A 20,860-nucleotide genomic window follows, 5' to 3' on the forward strand; every position below is an offset into this window, starting at 1 on the left:
CACGATGCCCACACTCGCCATCACGCTCAAGAAACAGCTCAAGGCCGCGCGCCAGCAAGCCATCGAGGTGTTCCAGTCCAACCACAAGACCGAGCAGTTGCTGGCCCAGTTGCGCCGCAACGTGGACGAAGCCCTCACCACTGCCTGGGAAGAACTGGGCATGTCCGGCAATGCCGCCCTGGTGGCCGTGGGCGGCTATGGCCGGGGCGAGCTGTTCCCGCATTCGGATGTGGATGTGCTGATCCTGCTGGACCAGGCCCCGGATGCCGCCAAGAAGGAAAAGCTGGAATCCCTGGTGCAGCTGTTCTGGGACATCGGCCTGGAAATCGGCCACAGCATCCGCACCATCGACGAATGCCTGGATGAATCGGCCGCCGACATCACGGTGCAGACCAGCCTCCTGGAAGCACGCCTGGTGACCGGCAACCGCGCCCTCTTCAAGAAATTGCAGGAGCGCTACCATGCGGCGCTGGAGCCGCTGGCCTTCTTCCAGGCCAAGACCCTGGAAATGCGCCAGCGCCACATCAAATATGAAGATACGCCCTACAGCCTCGAACCCAACTGCAAGGAAAGCCCCGGCGGCCTGCGCGACCTGCAGGTGATCCTGTGGGTGGCCAAGGCGGCGGGCCTGGGCAACTCCTGGGGCGAGCTGGCCGAACACGGCATGCTGACCTCCACCGAGGCGCGCCAGCTGCGCCAGAAGGAACGCGCCTTCAAGGACATTCGCATCCGCCTGCACATCCTGACCGACCGCCGCGAAGACCGGCTGGTCTTCGACATCCAGACCCAGCTCGCCGAGACCTTCGGCTTCAAGACCACCGATACCCGCCGCGCCAGCGAATACCTGATGCAGCGCTATTACTGGGCAGCCAAGGCGGTCACGCAGCTCAACACCATCCTGCTGCAGAACATCGAAGCCCATCTGTTCCCGCAGCAGGCGGTTCCGCGCCCGCTCAACGAGCGCTTCAACGAGGTCAACGGCTTCGTCGACATCGCCCATGACAGGGTCTTCGAAGAGACGCCTTCGGCCATGCTGGAAGTCTTCCTGGTGCTTTCCGAGCATCCGGAACTGAAGGACATGTCGGCGCGCACCCTGCGTGCGCTATGGCATGCGCGCTTCAAGATCGACAATGCCTTCCGCGCCAATCCGGAAAATCACCGTCTGTTCATGCAGATCATCCAGAGCAAGCGCGGTATCACCCACGCCCTGCGCGGGATGAACAGCACCAGCGTGCTGGGACGCTACCTGCCGAACTTCCGCCAGATCGTCGGCCAGATGCAGCATGACCTGTTCCATGTCTACACGGTGGACCAGCACATCCTGATGGTGGTGCGCAACGTGCGCCGCTTCACGATGAGCGAACATGCGCATGAATATCCCTTCTGCAGCCAGCTCATGGCCAACTTCGGCCAGCCCTGGGTGCTGTACATCGCGGCGCTGTTCCACGACATCGCCAAGGGCCGGGGCGGCGACCACTCCAAGCTGGGCATGGACGATGCGCGCGCCTTCTGCGAGCAGCACGGCATCTCGCCGGACAATACCGAGCTGATCGTGTTCCTGGTGGAGCAGCATCTGGCCATGTCGCACGTGGCCCAGAAGCAGGACATGTCGGACCCCGACGTCATCACCGCCTTCGCCCAGCTGGTCAAGGACGAGCGGCACCTGACCGCGCTCTACCTGCTGACGGTGGCCGACATCCGCGGCACCAGCCCCAAGGTCTGGAACGCCTGGAAGGGCAAGCTGCTGGAAGACCTGTACCGCATGACCCTGCGCGTGCTGGGCGGCGAAGCGCCCTCGGCCGACCGCGAACTGAAGAATACCCAGCAGGAAGCCATCAAGACCCTGCGCCTGTACGGCCTGCCGGCCGACGCCCACGAAGCGCTGTGGAAGCAGCTGGACGTGGCCTACTTCCTGCGCCACGACGCCTCCGACATCGCCTGGCAGACGCGCTGCTTCTACGACAAGGTCGATACCGGCGTACCGCTGGTGCGCTGCCGCCTGGCGCCCATTGGCGAAGGCGTTCAGGTGGCGGTCTACACGCCCGACCGCCCTGACCTGTTTGCGCGCATCTGCAGCTATTTCGACGAAAAAAGCTTCAGCATCTTCGACGCCAAGATCCACACGACCCGCAACGATTACGCGCTGGACGCCTTCCTGATCAATGCCCCGGTGTTCGCCAAGAACTACCGCGACATCATCAACCTGATCGAACACGAACTGGGCGCCCTGCTGCAGTCCGACGCCCCGCTGCCGGCTCCTTCCAAGGCTCGCCTGTCGCGCCTGTCGCGGACCTTCCCGGTCAATCCGTCGGTGGATTTGCGCCCGGATGAGCGCGGCCAGTACTACCTGCTGTCGGTCTCGGCCAATGACCGCGCCGGGCTGCTGTATTCGATTTCCAACGTGCTGGCCAAGTACCGCATCAACCTGCATACCGCCAAGGTCATGACCCTGGGCGAGCGCGTGGAAGACGTCTTCCTGATCGACGGCCCCGGCCTGTCCCAGCCGCGCAACCAGATCATGCTGGAAACCGAACTGCTGCAGACCCTGCGCATCTGACCCGCATCACCCTGTCCGCGCTGCCGCCCCAGTCTGGCGCGGCAGCGCGGCTGGCCGTACAATCTCACCCTCGCCGCTGGCCGGCCTCCGTTTTTCGCAAGGCAATCCCCATGACTGAACCTGTACGACTTTCCAAACGCATGTCCGAACTCGGCCTGTGCTCGCGCCGCGAAGCCGACGAATGGATAGAAAAAGGCTGGGTGCGCGTGGATGGCCAGGTGGTGTCGGTGCTGGGCAGCAAGGTGCTGCCGCACCAGAAGGTTACCGTGGAACGCCAGGCCAGCGCCGAGCAGGCCCAGCGCGTGACCATCCTGATCAACAAGCCCATGGGCTACGTCAGCGGCCAGGCTGAGGATGGCTACAAGCCGGCCATGGTGCTGGTCAATGAACAATCGCGCTGGGCTGAAGACCAGACCGAGATGCGCTTCCACCCGCGCCAGCTGAAGAGCCTGGTGCCGGCCGGACGGCTGGACATCGATTCGGTGGGCCTGCTGGTGCTGACCCAGGATGGCCGCATCGCCAAGCAGTTGATCGGCGAGGATTCGGCGGTCGACAAGGAATACCTGGTGCGCGTGCAATACACCCGTCCCGGCAAGCTGCCCGAATCCGATCTCAAGCGCCTGAACCACGGCCTCATCATGGATGGCAAGCCGCTGCGCCCGGCCAAGGTGGTCTGGCAGAACGAGGATCAGCTGCGCTTCACCCTGCGCGAAGGCAAGAAGCGCCAGATTCGCCGGATGTGCGACATGGTCGGCCTGAAGGTGATCGGCTTGAAGCGCGTGCGTATCGGCGGCGTCAAGCTGGGCGAACTGCCGACCGGCCAGTGGCGCTACCTGCGGCCGGATGAGAAGTTCTGAGCCTCAGCCCGCTCCATACAAGAACGGCCCTGATTCATCATCAGGGCCGTTCTTTTTTGCAGCACTGAAACGGATCAGAGGAAACGATCCAGGATCTTGCGGCTGTGCTTGTCCAGTGCTTTCTGGTCGCGGATCAGGAACTGGATGCCGTGGCTATCGGCGATCAGCAGCGCCGGCGCGGCCAGGCGGCGGATGTCTTCCTCGCCCTTGAGCGTGAAGGTGGTGGTACCGCGCGTGGTCTGCACGGTCCAGTCGCTGGGCGTGGCGAAGGTCGACACGCTGACGATACGCTGGATCTCCGGCATGAACTCGCGGCTGGCCAGCTCTTCCTCAATCAGGCGGCGCGTGGGCGCATCCACTTCCTCCAGGGTATCAATCCAGGCCAGCTCGTGGCCGTCGCTGCTGACCAGAGACAGGCCGCGATCGGGCGATGTGACCGGAAATGCACGTACCGGAATCACGTGCTCGTGCAGGCCGCCCTGGGCGTCGGTCAACACCAGACGTCCGAAAGCATTGCGTTCCAGGGTGAAGCTTTGGGCAGAATTGTTGGTGGTGCTCATGGCTTATTCGCCCTTCTCTTCTTCGCTCACCGAGACCTCGGCATCGCCCTCAGGATTGCGCGCCTGGGCCTGGTAGAGCTTGTAGTAATGCCCTTCCCGGGCCATCAGTTCTTCGTGGTTGCCGACTTCGACCACCTGGCCGCGATCCAGTACCACCAGGCGATCAGCCTTGCGCAGAGTCGACAGGCGGTGCGCGATGGCAATCGTGGTACGTCCCTGGACCAGGTTGTCCAGCGCCTTCTGGATTTCCTTTTCGGTGGTGGTATCGACCGAGGAAGTCGCCTCGTCCAGGATCAGGATGCGCGGATCGATCAGCAGCGCGCGCGCAATCGAGATGCGCTGGCGCTCACCGCCCGACAAGGCCTGACCGCGCTCACCGACCAGCGAGTCATACCCCTGCGGCAGGCGCAGGATGAACTCATGCGCATGGGCCGCACGGGCCGCCGCGATGATTTCCTCGCGGGTGGCTTCGGGCTTGCCGTAGGCGATGTTCTCGGCAATGGTGCCGAAGAACAGGAAGGGCTCCTGCAGCACCAGGCCGATGTTGCGGCGGTATTCGGAAATGGGCAGCGAACGGATGTCCACGCCATCGATGCGGATCGCCCCTTCGGAGACATCGTAGAAGCGGCAGATCAGGTTGACCATGGTGGACTTGCCCGAACCGCTGTGGCCGACCAGGCCGATCATCTCGCCCGGCGCAATGGACAGGCTCATGTTGCGGATCACCGCGCGGTTGCCGTAGCGGAAGCCGATGTTGCGCACTTCGATGGCGCCCTTGACGTTTTCCAGGTGCACCGGGTTGGCCGGTTCCGGCACGCTGGAAACGTGGTCCAGAATGTCGAAGATGCGCTTGGCCCCGGCGGCGGCCTTTTGGGTCACCGAGACGATGCGGCTCATCGAATCCAGACGGGTATAGAAGCGGCTGATGTAGGCCAGGAAGGCAGTCAGCACACCAACCGTGATCTGGTTGCTGGAGACCTGCCAGATCCCGAACACCCACACCACCAGCAAGCCCACTTCGGTCAGGAAGGTAACCGTCGGCGTGAACAGCGACCAGATCTTGTTGACCCGGTCATTGACCATCAGGTTGTGGCGGTTGGCTTCGCGGAAACGCGCCACTTCGCGCTTTTCCTGCGCAAAAGCCTTCACCACGCGGATGCCGGGGATGGTATCGGCCAGCACATTGGTCACTTCCGACCAGATGCGGTCGATCTTCTCGAAACCGTGGCGCAGGCGATCGCGCACCACGTGAATCATCCAGGCGATGAACGGCAGCGGCAACAAGGTCACCAGCGCCAGCCACGGATTGATCGAAATGAGGATGGCCGCCGTCATGATGATCATCAGCACGTCGATGGCGAAATCCAGCAGGTGCAGCGACAGGAACACGCAGATGCGGTCGGTTTCCGAGCCGATGCGCGCCATCAGGTCGCCGGTGCGCTTGCCGCCGAAATACTCCTGCGACAGCCGCAGCAGGTGCGCATAGGTGGTCGTGCGCAGGTCTGCGCCGATGCGCTCGGACACCAGCGCCAGGATGTAGGTGCGCGCCCAGCCCAGTCCCCAGGCCAGCACCGCCGCGCCCAGCAGGCCCGACAGGTAAAGCGTGGCCAGGTGGGTGTCGATGGGGGTGCCGTTCTGGAACGGGATCAGCACGTTGTCCATCAGCGGCATGGTCATGTAGGGCGGCACCAGCGTGGCGGCGGTGGAGGCCAGCGTCAGCAGGAAGCCCAGCAGCAGCGAGCCCTTGTAGGGCTTGGCAAAGCGCGACAGGCGGAACAGCGCCCAGGTGGACGGCGGCGCTTCCTTGGTTTCCGGGCAGATGGCACAGGTTTCCTGTCCTTCCGGCAGCACGGCCTTGCAGGTCGGGCAGACGTCGCCCTCCTCTTCGGCCTGCACGCCCGAGGCCAGCAGGTCGCGCTGCTGCTCGAACAGCTTGATCAGGCGCAGCGCCTGCGGATTCTGCGCCAGGGTGTAGCGCCAGGCGGCCAGCCGGCTGGCAGCGTCGCACAGCTCCAGGGTACCCACACCGGCGTGGTCGACATGCTTGAGTTGCAGGTCGGGGCGATAGGCCCACTCCTGCCATTGCTGGCGGTCCGGGGCCAGCGCCAGCAGGCGGCGGTCGGTGGCCAGCACCAGCGAAGCGTTGAATTGCAGCTGGGCGTCCAGGTCCAGTTCCAGCCAGGCCAGCACGGATTCACCCTGGACCAGGCGGGCAGCGGTTTCCGTTTGCCAGCGCTCGGGCAGGCTGGCGGTCGCGGAAGGTATTGAGTCAGTAGTCATGTAACGGCAGCGTTGAGGCCCGAAGTGAGCAGTTTGGCTATTGTTTTAGGAGGTGCAGGTCTCGCCGGACCTGTTGTCTTGATGCCTGCAAGGATGTGCCAGCGGGCAGCGCGCGATTATAGCGCAGCGTCCCCTGCTGCAAATCCACGAACTGCGCCGCCTCGTGGGTATCGATCGGGCAGCGGCCCTCCGATAACGCAAGAGCGCCGCAAACGGTGTACCGGCAATTTCACTTCCTGCTACGCGGGGGTGATCTTTCCCGCATGATGCGAACGGCTGATCTGCCCAAAGCTTCAGGTCACGACGGCGTACGCGTTTTTTCAGGCCGCATTGCCACGGCAACGGGACAGTCTGCGACAATATCGTTCATATCCACCCCCAGCCTGCCCGCATGATTCTCGCATTTCGCCTGCACCGCCCGGCCTGCCTTCTCACCTGCGGAGCCAGTTCTTGATTGCCGCAAGGCAACTCCATTTCATTCAGTTATTCCAGTTGGCAAATGCAGTAAACCAAAACTCGCCCTGCGCGTTAGTGAACCATGCGTTATTCTGACAGAGCGCTGACCGGCGTGCGCAGGGCGGCACGTGCGATGCAGCCAGCATCGGCATCCTGGCTTGGGCAATTACAGCGGACTATCCACCACACATGAAAAACATCGAATTCCTCCGTTTTCTGAATCTCAAGGGTCCCAACATCTGGACCTACCGCTCCGCCCTCGAAGTGTGGATCGATATCGGCGAACTGGAAGATTTTCCCTCCAATACCATTCCCGGCTTCGTCGACCGCCTCACCACCTGGTTGCCCACCCTGATCGAACACCGCTGCAGCTACGAAGAGCGCGGCGGCTTCGTGCGCCGCCTGCACGAAGGCACCTGGCCCGGCCACATCCTGGAACACGTGACCCTGGAACTGCAGAACCTGGCCGGCCTGCCTGGCGGCTTCGGCAAGGCGCGAGAGACCAACGTGCGCGGCGTCTACAAGGTCGTGGTGCGTGCCCGCCATGAAACGGTCACCCGCGCAGCGCTCTTTGCCGCCCGCGACCTGGTGATGGCCGCCATCGAAGACCGTCCGTACGACCTCGACGGCACCCTGCGCAAGCTGCGCCGCATGGTCGACCGCCTGTGCTTGGGCCCCAGCACCGCCTGCATCGTGGACGCCGCCGACGAGCGCCGCATCCCGACCATCCGCCTGTCCGAAGGCAACCTGGTGCAACTGGGTCACGGCTGCAAGTCGCGCCGCATCTGGACCGCCGAATCCGACCAGACCGGCGCGATTGCCGAAGGCATCTCGCGTGACAAGGATCTCACCAAGTCGCTGCTGGAAACCTGTGGCGTGCCGGTGCCCGAAGGCCGTCTGGTGGACAGCCCCGCAGACGCCTGGGATGCCGCCCAGGACATCGGCCTGCCGGTGGTGGTCAAGCCCTGCGATGCCAACCACGGCCGAGGCGTATTCATCGACCTGAACACCCAAGAAGAAATCGAAACCGCTTACAAGGTCGCGCTGGAAGAAGGCAGCGGCGTGCTGGTCGAACGTTTCGTGCCGGGCCTGGAACACCGCCTCCTGATCGTCGGCGGCAAGCTGGCCGCTGCCGCCCGTGGTGAACCGATCTTCATCGTCGGCGATGGCAAGTCCACCGTGCAGGACCTGCTGGACGAACTCAATCGCGACCCGCGCCGCGGCCTGCTGGAAGAACACCTGCTGGACCCGGTGCTGCTGGACCGCGAACCGGCCGCCGTGCTGGAACTGCAGCGCCAGAACCTGACCACCGAATCGGTCCCCGCCGCCGGCCGCCGCATCCTGCTGCTGCGCAATGGCAATGTCTCTTCCGACATCACCGACCTGGTCCACCCCAGCGTGGCAGCTGCCGCTTCCCTGGCCGCGCGCATCGTCGGCCTGGACATCGCCGGTGTCGACATCGTCGCCGAAGACATCTCGCGCCCGCTGCAGGACCAGGGCGGCGCCATCGTCGAGGTCAATGCCGGCCCCGGCCTGCTGATGCACCTGAAGCCCTCGGACGGCAAACCGCGTCCGGTCGGCGAAGCCATCGTCGACAACCTGTTCGGCCCGGAAGAAAACGGCCGCATTCCCGTCGTCGGCGTCACCGGCACCCATGGCAAGACCACCATTTCGCGCCTGATCGCCCGCATCGTGCACCTCTCGGGCAAGCACGTGGGCCTGGCCTGCGGTGAAGGCCTGTACTTCGGCGAACGCCAGATCGAGCGCGGCAACCGCGCCACCTGGGATGCCGCCCATCGCGTCCTGCTCAACCGCGCCGTGGAAGCTGCCGTGTTCGAGAACGGCAGCGCTGCCATCCTCGCCGAAGGCCTGGCCTATGACCGCTGCCTGGTCGGCGTGGTGGCCAACATTGATCCCACCGACAGCCTGCCCGAGTTCTACATCGAGAACGCCGAGCAGATCGCCACCAAGGTCAAGCGCACCCAGGTCGACCTGGTGCTGCCGGAAGGGGCTGCCGTGCTCAATGCCGACGACCCGCTGGTGGCCGACATGGCCCAGCTGTGCGATGGCGAAGTCATCTTCTTCAGCACCGACCCGGCTTCCGAACTGCTGGCCAGCCACCTGAAGGAAGGCGGCCGCGCCGTGTTCCTGCGCGATGGCGACCTGATCCAGGCCGAAGGCGAGCGCCAGTGCAAGGTCAGCTCGGTCGATGCCATCCCCCTGACAGAAAACGGCGCGGTAGCCTACCAGGTCGAGAACGTGCTGGCCGCCGTCGGTGCCGCCTGGGCCCTGGGCATCGGCCCGGAGGTGATCCGTGCCGGCATTGAGCTGTTCGGCACCGAGCGCGCCGAAGAGCAAGGCCTGAAGTTCAAGAGCCAGGCCGCCTGAATCGGCGCTCTGCTGCAAGACTGACTGAATCAAGATCAAGAGACATCTAGGAAAACGAGTCCATGGACGTATCCCGCATTCGCGCCCTGCGCGGCCCCAATCTCTGGAGCAGACACACTGCCATCGAGGCCATCGTTTCCTGCCCGGAAAACGAGCGCGTCATCGATGACATGCCCGGCTTCGAACTGCGCCTGCGCGCCCGCTTCCCGCAGATCGGCTTCCTCGAACCCGATGGCGGCAAGCAGGTCGTCTCCATGGCGCACGCCCTGGCCGCTGCTGCCCTGGCGCTGCAAAACCAGGCCGGCTGCCCGGTGACCTTCACCCGCACGGTCTCCACCGTCGAGACCGGCATCTACCAGGTGGTGGTGGAATACAGCGAAGAAGAAGTCGGCCGCCTGGCCTTCGACCTCGCGCTGGAACTGGTGCGCGCCGCCCAGGCCGACACCCCCTTCGACCTCACCGCTGCGCTGGCCCGCATCCGCGAACTGGATGAAGATGTGCGCCTGGGCCCCTCGACCGGCTCCATCGTCAACGCCGCCATCAAGCGCGGCATCCCGTATCGCCGCCTGACCCAGGGCAGCATGGTGCAGTTCGGCTGGGGCAGCCGCCAGAAGCGCATCCAGGCCGCCGAGACCAGCAATACCAGCGCCATCGCCGAATCGATTGCGCAAGACAAGGACCTGACCAAGATGCTGCTGCACGCCGCTGGCGTGCCGGTCCCCAACGGCCGCGTGGTCGAGACCGTGGAAGATGCCCTCAAGGCCGCCGAGGAAATCGGTTCGGCGGTGGTCATCAAACCGCTGGACGGCAACCAAGGCAAGGGCGTGGCCGTCAACATCAGCACCCCCGAACAGATCACCCGCGCCTTCAACAACGCCGCACTGATCAGCGATGAAGTCATCGTCGAGCGCTACCTGCCCGGCCACGACTTCCGCCTGCTGGTCATCGGCAAGACCCTGGTGGCGGCGGCCCGCCGCGATCCGCCGCAAGTCATCGGCGACGGCGTGCACACCATCCGCCAGCTGATCGACCAGGTCAACGCCGACCCGCTGCGCGGCGATGGCCACGCCACGTCGCTGACCAAGATCCGCCTGGACGACATCGCCCTGTCGGTGCTGTCCGGCCAAAACCTGGACCCGGAAGCCATCCCCGCCCAGGGCGTGCGCGTGGTCCTGCGCAACAACGCCAACCTCTCCACCGGCGGCACCGCCACCGATGTCACCGACGACGTGCATCCGGATGTGGCCGCACGCGCCATCGCCGCTGCGCAAATGGTCGGGCTCGACATCTGCGGCGTGGACGTGGTCTGCAATTCGGTGCACATGTCGCTGGAAGAACAAGGCGGCGGCATCGTCGAAGTCAACGCCGCACCCGGCCTGCGCATGCACCTCTCGCCGTCCTACGGCAAGGCGCGCGATGTCGGCGAAGCCATCATCTCGACCATGTACGACGATGGCGACGATGGGCGCATCCCGGTGGTGGCCGTGGCCGGCACCAACGGCAAGACCACTACCGTGCGCCTGATCACGCACCTGCTGGCCAAGACCGGCCTGCGCGTGGGCATGACCAATACCGATGGCGTCTACATCGATGGCCAGCGCACCGATACCGGCGACTGCAGCGGCCCGCGCAGCGCCCGCAATGTGCTGTTCCACCCCGATGTCGATGCTGCCGTGCTGGAAACCGCCCGTGGCGGCGTGCTGCGCGAAGGCCTGGGCTTTGACCGCTGCGCCGTGGCCGTGGTCACCAACATCGGCATGGGCGACCACCTGGGCCTGTCCTACATCAGCACCGTGGAAGACCTGGCCGTGGTCAAGCGCGTCATCGTCGAGAACGTGGCGCCGACCGGCACTGCCGTGTTGAATGCGGCGGACCCGATGGTGTCCAAGATGGCCGCCTCCTGCCCCGGCTCGGTGACCTTCTTCGCGCTGGACCCGACCCACCCCATCATGGCCACCCACCGCGCGCAGGGCCACCGCATCGTCTATCAAGACGGCGACGCCATCGTGGCCGCGCAAGGGACGTTTGAAAAACGCCTGAAGCTGTCCGGCATTCCGCTCACCCGCGGCGGTGCCATCGGCTTCCAGGTCGAGAACGTGATGGCTTCCGTGGGTGCCGCCTGGGCGCTGAACCTCGACTGGGAACAGATCACCGGCGCCCTGGCCAGCTTCATCAGCGACAGCGGTACCGCACCGGGACGCTTCAACCTGTTCGACTACAAGGGTGCCACTCTGATCGCCGACTACGGCCACAATCCGGATGCCATCCAGGCCCTCATCAAGGCCGTCGACAGCCTGCCTGCCAAGCGCCGCTCGGTGGTCATCAGCGGTGCCGGTGACCGCCGCGACGTCGACATCACCCGCCAGACCGAACTGCTGGGCGATGCCTTCGATGAAGTGGTGCTGTACCAGGATCAGTGCCAGCGCGGCCGTGAAGACGGCGAAGTGATTGCGCTGCTGCGCCAGGGCCTCGAAGGGGCCAAGCGTACCAAGGATGTGAAGGAAATCAACGGCGAATTCGTCGCCATCGATACTGCCCTCGCTACCCTGCAGCCCGGCGACCTGTGCCTGATCCTGATCGACCAGGTGGAAGAGGCGCTGGCGCACATCGACCAGCGCGTGAAGGAAAGCGCCTGATTCCCCGAACGCGGTTACATCGCTCCTGAAACGAACATCCCGGCCTGGTGCCGGGATGTTTTTTTTTGCAGCGTTCTTGTTCAGTCGTCCTGATTGGGATCCAGATCCGGGAACAGCACTTCCGTGAAACCGAACTGGCGGAAGTCGCGGATGCGCATCGGATACAGGATGCCCTGCAGGTGATCGCACTCATGCTGCACCACGCGGGCATGGAAGCCGTCGACGGTGCGGTCAATCTCGTTGCCATGCAAGTCCAGGCCCTGATAGCGCAAACGGCTCCAGCGGGGCACCACGCCGCGCATGCCGGGCACCGACAGGCAGCCTTCCCAGCCCTCTTCTTCCTCATCCGACAAGGGCGTCAGCACCGGATTGATGAGCACGGTCTCGGGCACCGCCGGTGCCTCCGGATAGCGCTGGTTGTGGCCGAAGCCGAAGATCACCAGCTGCAGGTCGACCCCGATCTGGGGCGCGGCCAGCCCGGCACCGTTGACGGCACGCATGGTCTCGAACATGTCGTCCACCAGTTGCGCCAGTTCAGGCGTACCGAATTGCGTGACCGGCTGCGCCTGGCGCAGCAGGCGCGGGTCGCCCATTTTGAGGATCTCGCGTATTGCCATTGAAGCTCTCCATGAAAGACGCCCGGCAGGAACCGGGCGTCATTGTGCAAGCAGTGCGCCGCGCCAGAGGCTGGCGCAGGACCGCAGCTGCGATCAGCGTGCCTTGCTGGCCGCTTCCTGCAGGTATTCCGAGAAGGCCGGACCGGTTTCCGGGTGCTTCAGGCCCATGGCCACCATGGCCTTGAGGTAACCCAGCTTGGAACCGCAATCATAACGCTGGCCCTGGTAACGGTAAGCCAGCACGGATTCGGCCTGCATCAGCTTGGCGATGCCGTCGGTGAGCTGGATCTCGCCACCAGCACCGCGCGGGATGTTTTCCAGGTAGTGGAAGATGCGGCTGTTCAACACATAGCGGCCCACCACGGCCAGCGTGGACGGGGCTTCTTCCGGGGCCGGCTTTTCGACGATGGCGTTGATGCGCTCCAGGTCCGGCTGGTAAGGGGTGGCGCTGACGATGCCGTATTGGCGGGTATCGTTCTTGGGCACTTCCTGGACGGCCAGCATGCTCATGCCTTCACGTGCATAGATGTCGGTCATCTGTGCCAGCACCGGCTTGACGCCCTCATCGGTGTCCATGAAGTCATCGGCCAGCAGGATGGCGAAGGGTTCTTCACCCACCACCGGACGCGCGCACAGCACGGCGTGGCCCAGGCCCAGCGGCTCGGACTGACGGATGAAGATGCAGTTGACGTTCTTGGGCACCACGTTCTGCACGATCTCCAGCAGCTTCTTCTTGCCGGCGGCTTCCAGTTCGGATTCCAGCTCGTAGGCCTTGTCGAAGTGGTCCTCGATAGCGCGCTTGTTGCGGCCGGTGATGAACACCATTTCCGTGATGCCGGCGGCGACCGCCTCTTCCACGGCATAGTGAATCAGCGGTTTGTCGACGATGGGCAGCATTTCCTTGGGCTGGGCCTTGGTGGCGGGCAGGAAGCGGCTACCGAGACCGGCGACAGGAAAAACGGCTTTCTTGATCTTCTTGATCATCATGACTCCGAGGTAAGAATGGGTCTTGCTATGTTGTTATGGCGTTATGCGGTGAATCCTGCACCGCAGTCCCGGGAACGGGACTGCTTACGGGCGGCATTCTATATGAATAAAAAGACAAGGTGATTACGTTTCTGACGCATCCTGACCGGCGCAAAGCGCCTTCAGAGCGTCCTCATCGAGGATGGCGATGCCCAGTTCCTCGGCCTTGGCCAGCTTGCTGCCGGCTTCGGCCCCGGCAACCACGTAACTGGTTTTCTTCGACACGGAACCGGAAACCTTGCCGCCGGCCGCTTCGATCAGCTGCGAGGCCTCATCGCGCGACAGGTTGGGCAAGGTGCCGGTCAACACGAAGGTCTTGCCGGCCAGATGCTTGGCACCGGCATCGACGCCCTCGCTCTCGGGCCAGTGCACGCCGACCGCACGCAACTGCTCGACCAGCTCGACATTGATCGGATCATTGAAGAAGGCACGGATCGAGGCGGCGACCACCGGACCGATATCGGCCACTTCCAGCAGTTGTTCTTCACTGGCGGCGAGCAGCTTGTCGATCCCGCCGAAATGGCGCGCCAATTCCTTGGCCGTGGCCTCGCCCACGTGGCGGATGCCCAGCGCATAGATGAAACGTGCCAGCGTGGTGGTCTTGGATTTCTGCAGGGCGTCCAGTACGTTCTGCGCCGATTTCTCGGCCATGCGGTCCAGTTCGGCCAGCGCCGACAAGCCGAGGCGATACAGATCCGCCGGCGTGTTGACCACCTGGCGATCCACCAGTTGTTCCACCAGCTGTTCGCCCAGGCCTTCGATGTCCATGGCGCGGCGTGAAGCAAAATGCTGCAGTCCGCCCTTGCGCTGCGCTGAACATTTCAGCCAGCCGCCCGAGCAGCGTGCCACTGCTTCATCTTCCGCCCGCACGATGGGCGAGCCGCACACCGGGCAGTTGGCCGGCATGACGAAGGGGCGCGCATCGGCCGGACGCTTCTCGGGCACGAAGGCCACCACTTCCGGAATCACGTCACCGGCGCGGCGCACGATGACGGTGTCGCCGATCTGGATGTCCTTGCGGCGGACTTCATCTTCGTTGTGCAGGGTGGCGTTGGTCACCGTGACTCCGCCGACGAAAACGGGATTCAAACGCGCCACCGGAGTGATGGCACCGGTGCGGCCGACTTGCACTTCGATATCCTGCACCACGGTCAGCGCTTCCTGCGCCGGGAATTTGTGGGCCAGCGCAAAGCGCGGAGCGCGCGAGACGAAGCCCAGATGCTTCTGCTGGTCCAGCCGATCCACCTTGTAGACCACGCCATCGATTTCGTAAGGCAGGCTCTCGCGCTTGGCACCGATGCTGCGGAAAAAGTCCAGCAGACCGGCCGCCCCCGTCACCACGGCGCGCTCCTTGCACACCGGCAGGCCGAGTTGCTGATACCAGTCCAGCAGGGCCGAGTGCGAAGCCGGCATCTCGGCCCCTTCCAGCACCCCAATGCCATAGGCGAAGAAGCGCAGCGTGCGTTGCGCGGTGATGCGCGAATCCAGCTGGCGCAGGCTGCCGGCGGCGGCATTGCGGGGGTTGGCGAATTCCTTCTGCCCGGCATCGCGCTGGCGCTGGTTCAGGCGCGCGAAGTCATCTTTGTACATCAGCACTTCGCCGCGCACGTCGATCACCTGCGGCAGGTTTTCCCCGTGCAGACGCAGGGGAATGGCGCGCACGGTGCGGATGTTGGCGGTCACGTTCTCGCCCGTGGTGCCATCGCCGCGCGTGGCGGCCTGCACCAGAACGCCGTTTTCGTAGCGCAGGCTGATTGCCAGGCCGTCGAACTTCAGTTCGGTGGCGTAACGCACTTCCTGCAGCGTTTCCAGGCCATCACGCACGCGCTTGTCGAAGGCTTCGATGTCTTCGTCGGCGAAACCGTTGCCCAGCGAGAGCATGGGGATGTCATGGCGCACCGGCTCGAACTGCGGCAGCGGCCCGGCACCCACGCGTTGCGTCGGCGAATCGGGCGTCAACAGTTCGGGATGGGCGGTTTCCAGTGCCTGCAGTTCCTGGAACAGGCGATCGTATTCGGCGTCCGGAATGCTGGGCTGGTCGAGTACGTAATAACTGTGGTTGTGGCGATTCAGTTCGTCGCGCAGCACGCGCGCGCGCGACAGCCAGTCCGGCTCCCCTTGCGGGGGCCGTCCGGCGGAAAACAAGTCGTCTTGCATCGTAGGGGGAGTAAAAACGCGGCCTTAGCTGAACAGGCGCAAGGCACGGGTGGAACCGGCAGGGATCTCGGCCGATTCCATGGCGCTGTAGAACGCGGCCACCTGTTCGGCGATATCGGAGAGAGCTTCATCGGTCAGGGGCTGGTCGCTGTCATCCACGATGACGCCACCCAGGCGGGCCGACAGCGACTTGGCACAGGCCACCAAAGCACCGTAGCCATCGCGCGACGGCGCCACACGGGGCACGTCCAGCAACAGGGTCAGGCGATCGGTGGTTTCATCGGTCGGCGTGGCATTGGTGGAGAGGGCGAAGAGCACTTCACCTTCGCCATCCTGCATCACCAGATAGCCTTCTGTACGGCGATCAAAGCCCTGGCGGGTCAGTGCGGCCAGCAAAGTCGCCAGGCTCCAGGGCGCGCCTTGCGAGCGCACGTTCACCGACAGCTGCGCATCATGGTCAATGATGAACTGGTGGAGCGCCTGGGCGGTGCGGATGACGTCGGGCATGTCCGGCAGTTCCGGTTCGCCCGAGAGCGAATCGGTCAGGTCGCGCAGGCGCATGACCAGTTCCGAATACTCGATCTCGTTGATGGCATTGCTGCGATTGGCCAGCTGCGCACCGGCCAGCAAGGCGTTGTAGATGCTGCCGTGGGCGATGGCTTCCCAGTCGCCGTCGGTGGTGCGGCCGATGAAATGCACCGGCTTGTTGCCGACATGGCGCAGGCCTTGCAGCATCGGCAGCAGCTTTTCGCCGCGCAGCGGGTTGTCCAGGGCGATGGGGATGTTGCAGTCGATCAGTTCGTCCACCGGCAGTTCGCGCTTGGGCGCCAGGCGGGCCTGCATCTCGGGCGGCGGCGTGAAGGCGGGGACGGTATCGCCCTGCTCTTCCGCACCGGCGATGACCTGGGCCACCGTCGATTGCGGCGCCTGCGCCACCGCCTCGCCCAGTACGGCCTCCTCGGCTGCCGCAGTGGCAGAGGCTGCGGGCACCGGCGGCTCACCCAGGAAGGGTTCACGCGGCTCGAACTCGGCCTGCTCCTGGTAAGCCTTCACCGGGGCCGGGACCGGCTTGCGTTCGGGCAGATCGTAGAAGGAAGGCTCGGCGCGTCCGGCATCAGGTTCGAGCGTCGGCTCGGCCATGCGCGGCGCAGGCGCGGTGCGGTCTGCCACAGGCGGGGCGAAGACCGGCTCGGCCGTGGCCGCCGGCTCGTCCGGCGACATCAGGACATCATCATGGGACGAAGAAAAGGCGCGCTCCACGGTCTTGCGCGCCTTGTGCTCCTGCCACTTGTTGTAGGTGATGACCCCGGCGACGAAGACGCCGCCCAGGATGATCAGGCTGGTCTGGAGATCCATCATCATGCTGCACGACCTTTCAGGCTGGCGGGCTGGAGGGCGCCATCATGGGCGCCGCGTGGCATGGTCGGCTGGGAAAAGCTGCTCATCGAAGAAATCCGAATCCTATCAATCCAAGAAAGCCTGGACCGCGCGGGCCGCTCACACGGCGCTCCGTCGATGCTGCCGCAGCGCTGGCAGCCACCTGCACCGGCTCAGCGGAGCCATGCAGGGGAATCGGACGGATCGGGTACGGCAAGTGCGCGGTCAAGATATTGTTATTTTTCCATGGCCCGTGGGGGCCGAATCAGAACGGTTCCAGCTGGGGCTTGCGCCCGCTGCGGGCTGGCCGGCAAGGTTTTCAGGGTACGGTCACACCCCCTGCTTGTCAAGCCGACAAAGCCGCAGGCCATTGCCGCACAAATCATCAGGCGGCCTGCTCGGCGCTGGAGAAGTTGGCGGCCGACTCCATGTCCACCGCCACGATGCGCGACACGCCCTGCTCCTGCATGGTCACCCCGATCAACTGCTGCGCCATTTCCATGGCGATCTTGTTGTGGGAAATGAAGAGGAACTGCGTGTACTCCGACATGCGCTTGACCATGTTGGCGAAGCGTTCGGTGTTGGCATCGTCCAGCGGCGCGTCCACTTCGTCGAGCAAGCAGAACGGCGCCGGGTTCAACTGGAACATGGAGAAGACCAGGGCCGTGGCGGTCAGGGCCTTCTCGCCACCGGAGAGCAGGTGAATCGTGGCGTTCTTCTTGCCCGGCGGCTGCGCCATGACCTGCACGCCGGAATCGAGGATTTCGTCGCCGGTCATGATGAGTTTGGCCTGGCCGCCGCCGAAGAGCACCGGGAACAGTTCCGAGAAGTGGTGGTTGACCTTGTCGAAGGTGTCCTGCAGCAAATCCCGGGTTTCCATGTCGATCTTGTGGATCGCATCCTGCAGCGTGGTGATGGCTTCGTTCAGGTCGGCGTGCTGGGCATCAAGGAAGTGCTTGCGCTCGGAGGCGGTCGCCAGTTCATCCAGTGCGGCCAGGTTGACCGCCCCCAGCGCGGCGATGGCATTGGTGAGGCGCGTCACTTCGCCTTGCAGGTAGGACGGACGCATGTCGCTGGTCAGTTTTTCCGACAGCGCGGCCTCGTCGGCCTGGGTCTGTGCCAGCGCTTCGGAGAATTGCTCCTGGTTCAGGCGCGCGGCCTGTTCCTTCAGTTGCAGCTCGGTGATGCGGTCACGCTGGGGCTGCAGGCTGCGTTCAGCTTGCATGCGCGATTCTTCATGTGAACGAAGTTGCTGCGACAGCTGATCCAGCTCGTGGCGGGCATCGGCCAGCGCACGCTCCTGTTCGCTGCGGCGGTCCAGCAATTCCTGCAGGCCGGCCTGGGCGGCCTGGTCGTCCAGGCTTTCCAGTTCCAGCGAGCCTTGCTGCATGCTGGCAAACAGTTGCGCCACCTGTTCCAAGGCGGTGGCAATGCCGCGCTTGAGTTCCTCGATCTTGTTGCGATGCGACTTCTCGGCGAACTCGGTTTCCTGGGCGGCGCGCTCCAGCTCGCGCAGGCGGGTGCGAGCGTCGTTGAGCTGCTGTTCCTTGTTCAGGTAATCGGTCTGGCCGTTCTCGTGCTGTTCCTGCAGTTCGGCCAGTTCGATGTCCAGCTCTTCGAAGCGGGCCTCGGATTCGGCCTGCACCTGCTGCTGCTCGGCTTCCTGCATCCCGATTTCTTCCAGATCAGTGGCGATCTGGGTGCTGCGCTGGTTGAAGCGCTCTTGCACTTCGGCCAGCTTCATCACCTCGATCTGCAGGCTGTGGGCCGATTGCGTGAGCGAATTGACGCGCTGGCGCAGTTCCTGCAGACGCTGCGATGCGCCCGACAGGGCTGCCTCGGCGCGCACGGCACGGCCCTTGGCCTCCTCAGCCAGCATAGCCTGGGCACGTTGCTGCTTGGTGATGTTCTCGATTTCCTGCTGGCGCGCCAGCATGCCGTCCTGCTCCGAATCGGAGGCATAGAAACGCACGCTGGCATTGCTCACCACATGGCCCTGACGGGTCACGAACAAGCCGCCCAGCGGCAGCTTGGCGCGCTCGGCAAAGGCGGTGGCCGTATCGTCGGCGATGTAGATGTGATTGAGCCAGTCGTTCATCAGGGCGCGCAGGCCCGGATCGTTCAACTGCAGCAGGGTCACGAAGGGCTTCAGGCCCGCCACCGGCTGGGCTTCGGGCTGGGCCAGGCCGGCATTGGGGGCGTACAGCGCCAGCTTGGCCGGCGGGGCGTCGCTGAAGAAGGCCTTGGCCCAGTCCAGGTTGGACATTTCCAGGGCCGACATGCGCTCGCGCAGCACCGCTTCCAGCGCGGTTTCCCAGCCGGATTCGATGTGCAGCTTCTGCCACAGGCGCGGTAGCTCGGCCAGGCCGTGCTTTTCCAGCCAGGGCTGGACCTTGCCCTGGGCCTGCACGCTTTCCTGCAATTGCTTCAGGGCGGTGAGGCGAGCTTCCAGCTGGGCGTTGGCCGAGGTTTCCTTGCTGACCAGTTCCTGGGCGGTGCGGCGCTCTTCTTCCAGGCGCGGCAGTTGCTCCTGCGCCTCTTCCAGATACATGCTCGCCTCTTCCAGCGAGGCCTGCTTTTCTTCCAGCTGCATGCGCAGGTTGGACAGGTGGGTCTCGTCAGGCAGGGCCATGCCGCTCTTTTCCTGCAGCAGGCGTTCGCGGCGCACGGCCAGGCCCGAGAGGATGTTGGAGGCATTGCGCTGGTGCGTGGACTGCAGTTCGATCTGCTGCTGCACCTGCATGATCTTGCCGCGCGACTCGGTGGTCTTGACCTGCGACTCGCGCCAGGCCGATTCCAGCGAAGGCAGGCGGTCGCTGGTGTCCTGCACGGCGTGCTGGGCTTGCTCCACGCGCATGCCGAATTCTTCCAGCTGGATTTCGGCTTCGGCCAGTTCTTCCTGCTGCTGCGTGCCCTGGCGCTGCCACTGGTCGCGCTGCGCGCCCAGCGAGTTCAGTTGCGCCTGCAGACGATTGCGCGATTCGATGACGAACTTGATCTGCGCTTCCAGGCTGCCGATCTCGGAATTGGTCTGGTACAGATGGCCCTGCGCCTGGTGCAGGCGGTCGCCGGCGGCGTAGTGCGCCTGGCGCATGTGCTCCAGTTCAGTTTCGACGTGGCGCAGCTTGGCGGTCTGCTCTTCCAGGTCGATCTGGGCGCGTTCGATTTCCTTGAAGAAGCGCTCCTGCTCGGCCTTGGCTTCGTTCTTGCGCAGCAGCCAGAGCAGCTTCTGCTTTTCTTCCTGGTCGTTCTGCAGCTCGTGGAATTTCTTGGCCACGGCGGCTTGCGCTTCCAGCTTTTCCAGGTTGGCGTTCAGTTCGCGCAGGATGTCTTCCAGGCGCGTGAGGTTTTCGGTGGTGTCGTGCAGGCGGTTCTCGGTCTCGCGGCGGCGTTCCTTGTACTTCGACACGCCCGCGGCTTCTTCCAGGAAGATGCGCAGCTCTTCAGGACGCGCCTCAATGATGCGCGAGATCATGCCCTGGCCGATGATGGCGTAAGCGCGCGGGCCCAGGCCGGTACCGAGGAAGATGTCCTGGATGTCGCGGCGGCGCACGGACTGGTTGTTGATGTAGTACGAGGACGTACCGTCGCGCGTGAGCGTGCGCTTGACGGCGATTTCGGCGTACTGGCCCCACTGGCCGGCCGCCTTGCCGGCGGAGTTGTCGAACACCAGCTCGACCGAGGCACGCCCGGCCGGCTTGCGGTGGGTGGAGCCGTTGAAGATGACGTCCTGCATCGACTCGCCGCGCAGCTCGGAGGCCTTGGATTCGCCCAGGACCCAGCGCACGGCGTCGATGATGTTGGATTTGCCGCAGCCATTGGGCCCGACCACACCCACCAGCTGCCCCGGAACCTGGAAGTGCGTAGGCTCGACGAAGGACTTGAATCCAGATAATTTGATGGAAGTTAGACGCACGTTATCGACAAATTGAATCAGTTAAGAGGAAGC

General features: G+C 64.3%; 11 protein-coding genes. 4 read left to right on the forward strand and 7 right to left on the reverse strand.

The window, feature by feature from the left end; all coding sequences use genetic code 11:
- Window positions 1-4 precede the first annotated feature (4 nt).
- Window positions 5-2,557: a [protein-PII] uridylyltransferase gene (locus tag MKD49_RS09255; RefSeq protein WP_121039979.1), complete on the forward strand. Its 2,553-nt coding sequence runs from the start codon at window positions 5-7 to the stop codon at window positions 2,555-2,557.
- 110 nt (window positions 2,558-2,667) lie between these two features.
- Complete coding sequence (locus MKD49_RS09260) at window positions 2,668-3,414, forward strand: pseudouridine synthase (RefSeq protein ID WP_034332946.1); 747 nt, start codon at window positions 2,668-2,670, stop codon at window positions 3,412-3,414.
- Between the two features lie 74 nt (window positions 3,415-3,488).
- Here MKD49_RS09260 and MKD49_RS09265 read toward each other — a convergent pair whose 3' ends face one another.
- Both MKD49_RS09265 and MKD49_RS09270 read right to left on the reverse strand, forming a co-directional pair.
- On the reverse strand, window positions 3,489-3,974 hold the full coding sequence (locus MKD49_RS09265; protein ID WP_121039976.1) for a DUF1854 domain-containing protein: 486 nt from the start codon (window positions 3,972-3,974) through the stop codon (window positions 3,489-3,491).
- Between the two features lie 3 nt (window positions 3,975-3,977).
- Window positions 3,978-6,254 (reverse strand): ABC transporter ATP-binding protein, encoded by a 2,277-nt coding sequence (locus MKD49_RS09270; protein ID WP_121039973.1) that lies wholly within the window; start codon window positions 6,252-6,254, stop codon window positions 3,978-3,980.
- 645 nt (window positions 6,255-6,899) lie between these two features.
- On the opposite strand from MKD49_RS09270, the gene cphA (MKD49_RS09275) reads away from it, so the two are divergent.
- Together cphA (MKD49_RS09275) and cphA (MKD49_RS09280) are read left to right on the forward strand one after the other, a co-directional pair.
- A complete protein-coding gene (gene cphA, locus MKD49_RS09275) occupies window positions 6,900-9,098 on the forward strand; it encodes a cyanophycin synthetase (protein ID WP_134135295.1) in 2,199 nt (732 codons plus the stop codon).
- Window positions 9,099-9,160: 62 nt separating this feature from the next.
- Window positions 9,161-11,734 carry a cyanophycin synthetase gene (gene cphA, locus MKD49_RS09280; protein WP_252696144.1) on the forward strand — a complete coding sequence of 858 codons (2,574 nt, stop codon included), beginning with the start codon at window positions 9,161-9,163 and terminating at the stop codon, window positions 11,732-11,734.
- 80 nt (window positions 11,735-11,814) lie between these two features.
- On the opposite strand, the gene def is transcribed toward cphA (MKD49_RS09280), so the two are convergent.
- The 5 genes from def to smc all read right to left on the reverse strand — a co-directional run bounded on the left by def (window position 11,815) and on the right by smc (window position 20,827).
- On the reverse strand, window positions 11,815-12,351 hold the full coding sequence (def, locus tag MKD49_RS09285) for a peptide deformylase (protein WP_121039964.1): 537 nt from the start codon (window positions 12,349-12,351) through the stop codon (window positions 11,815-11,817).
- 93 nt (window positions 12,352-12,444) lie between these two features.
- Entirely contained in the window at window positions 12,445-13,335 is an 891-nt protein-coding gene (galU, locus tag MKD49_RS09290) for a UTP--glucose-1-phosphate uridylyltransferase GalU (protein ID WP_252696145.1), read from the reverse strand.
- A gap of 126 nt (window positions 13,336-13,461) precedes the next feature.
- Window positions 13,462-15,534 (reverse strand): NAD-dependent DNA ligase LigA, encoded by a 2,073-nt coding sequence (gene ligA, locus MKD49_RS09295; protein WP_252696146.1) that lies wholly within the window; start codon window positions 15,532-15,534, stop codon window positions 13,462-13,464.
- Between the two features lie 24 nt (window positions 15,535-15,558).
- Window positions 15,559-16,896 (reverse strand): cell division protein ZipA C-terminal FtsZ-binding domain-containing protein, encoded by a 1,338-nt coding sequence (locus MKD49_RS09300; protein ID WP_209580566.1) that lies wholly within the window; start codon window positions 16,894-16,896, stop codon window positions 15,559-15,561.
- Window positions 16,897-17,296: 400 nt separating this feature from the next.
- Window positions 17,297-20,827, reverse strand: coding sequence for a chromosome segregation protein SMC (gene smc / locus MKD49_RS09305; protein WP_252696147.1), 3,531 nt, complete (start codon window positions 20,825-20,827; stop codon window positions 17,297-17,299).
- Between the last annotated feature and the right edge of the window lie 33 nt (window positions 20,828-20,860).

The organism is Herbaspirillum sp. WGmk3 (genome assembly GCF_023952535.1).
Taxonomy (GTDB): Bacteria; Pseudomonadota; Gammaproteobacteria; order Burkholderiales; family Burkholderiaceae_D; genus Herbaspirillum; species Herbaspirillum huttiense.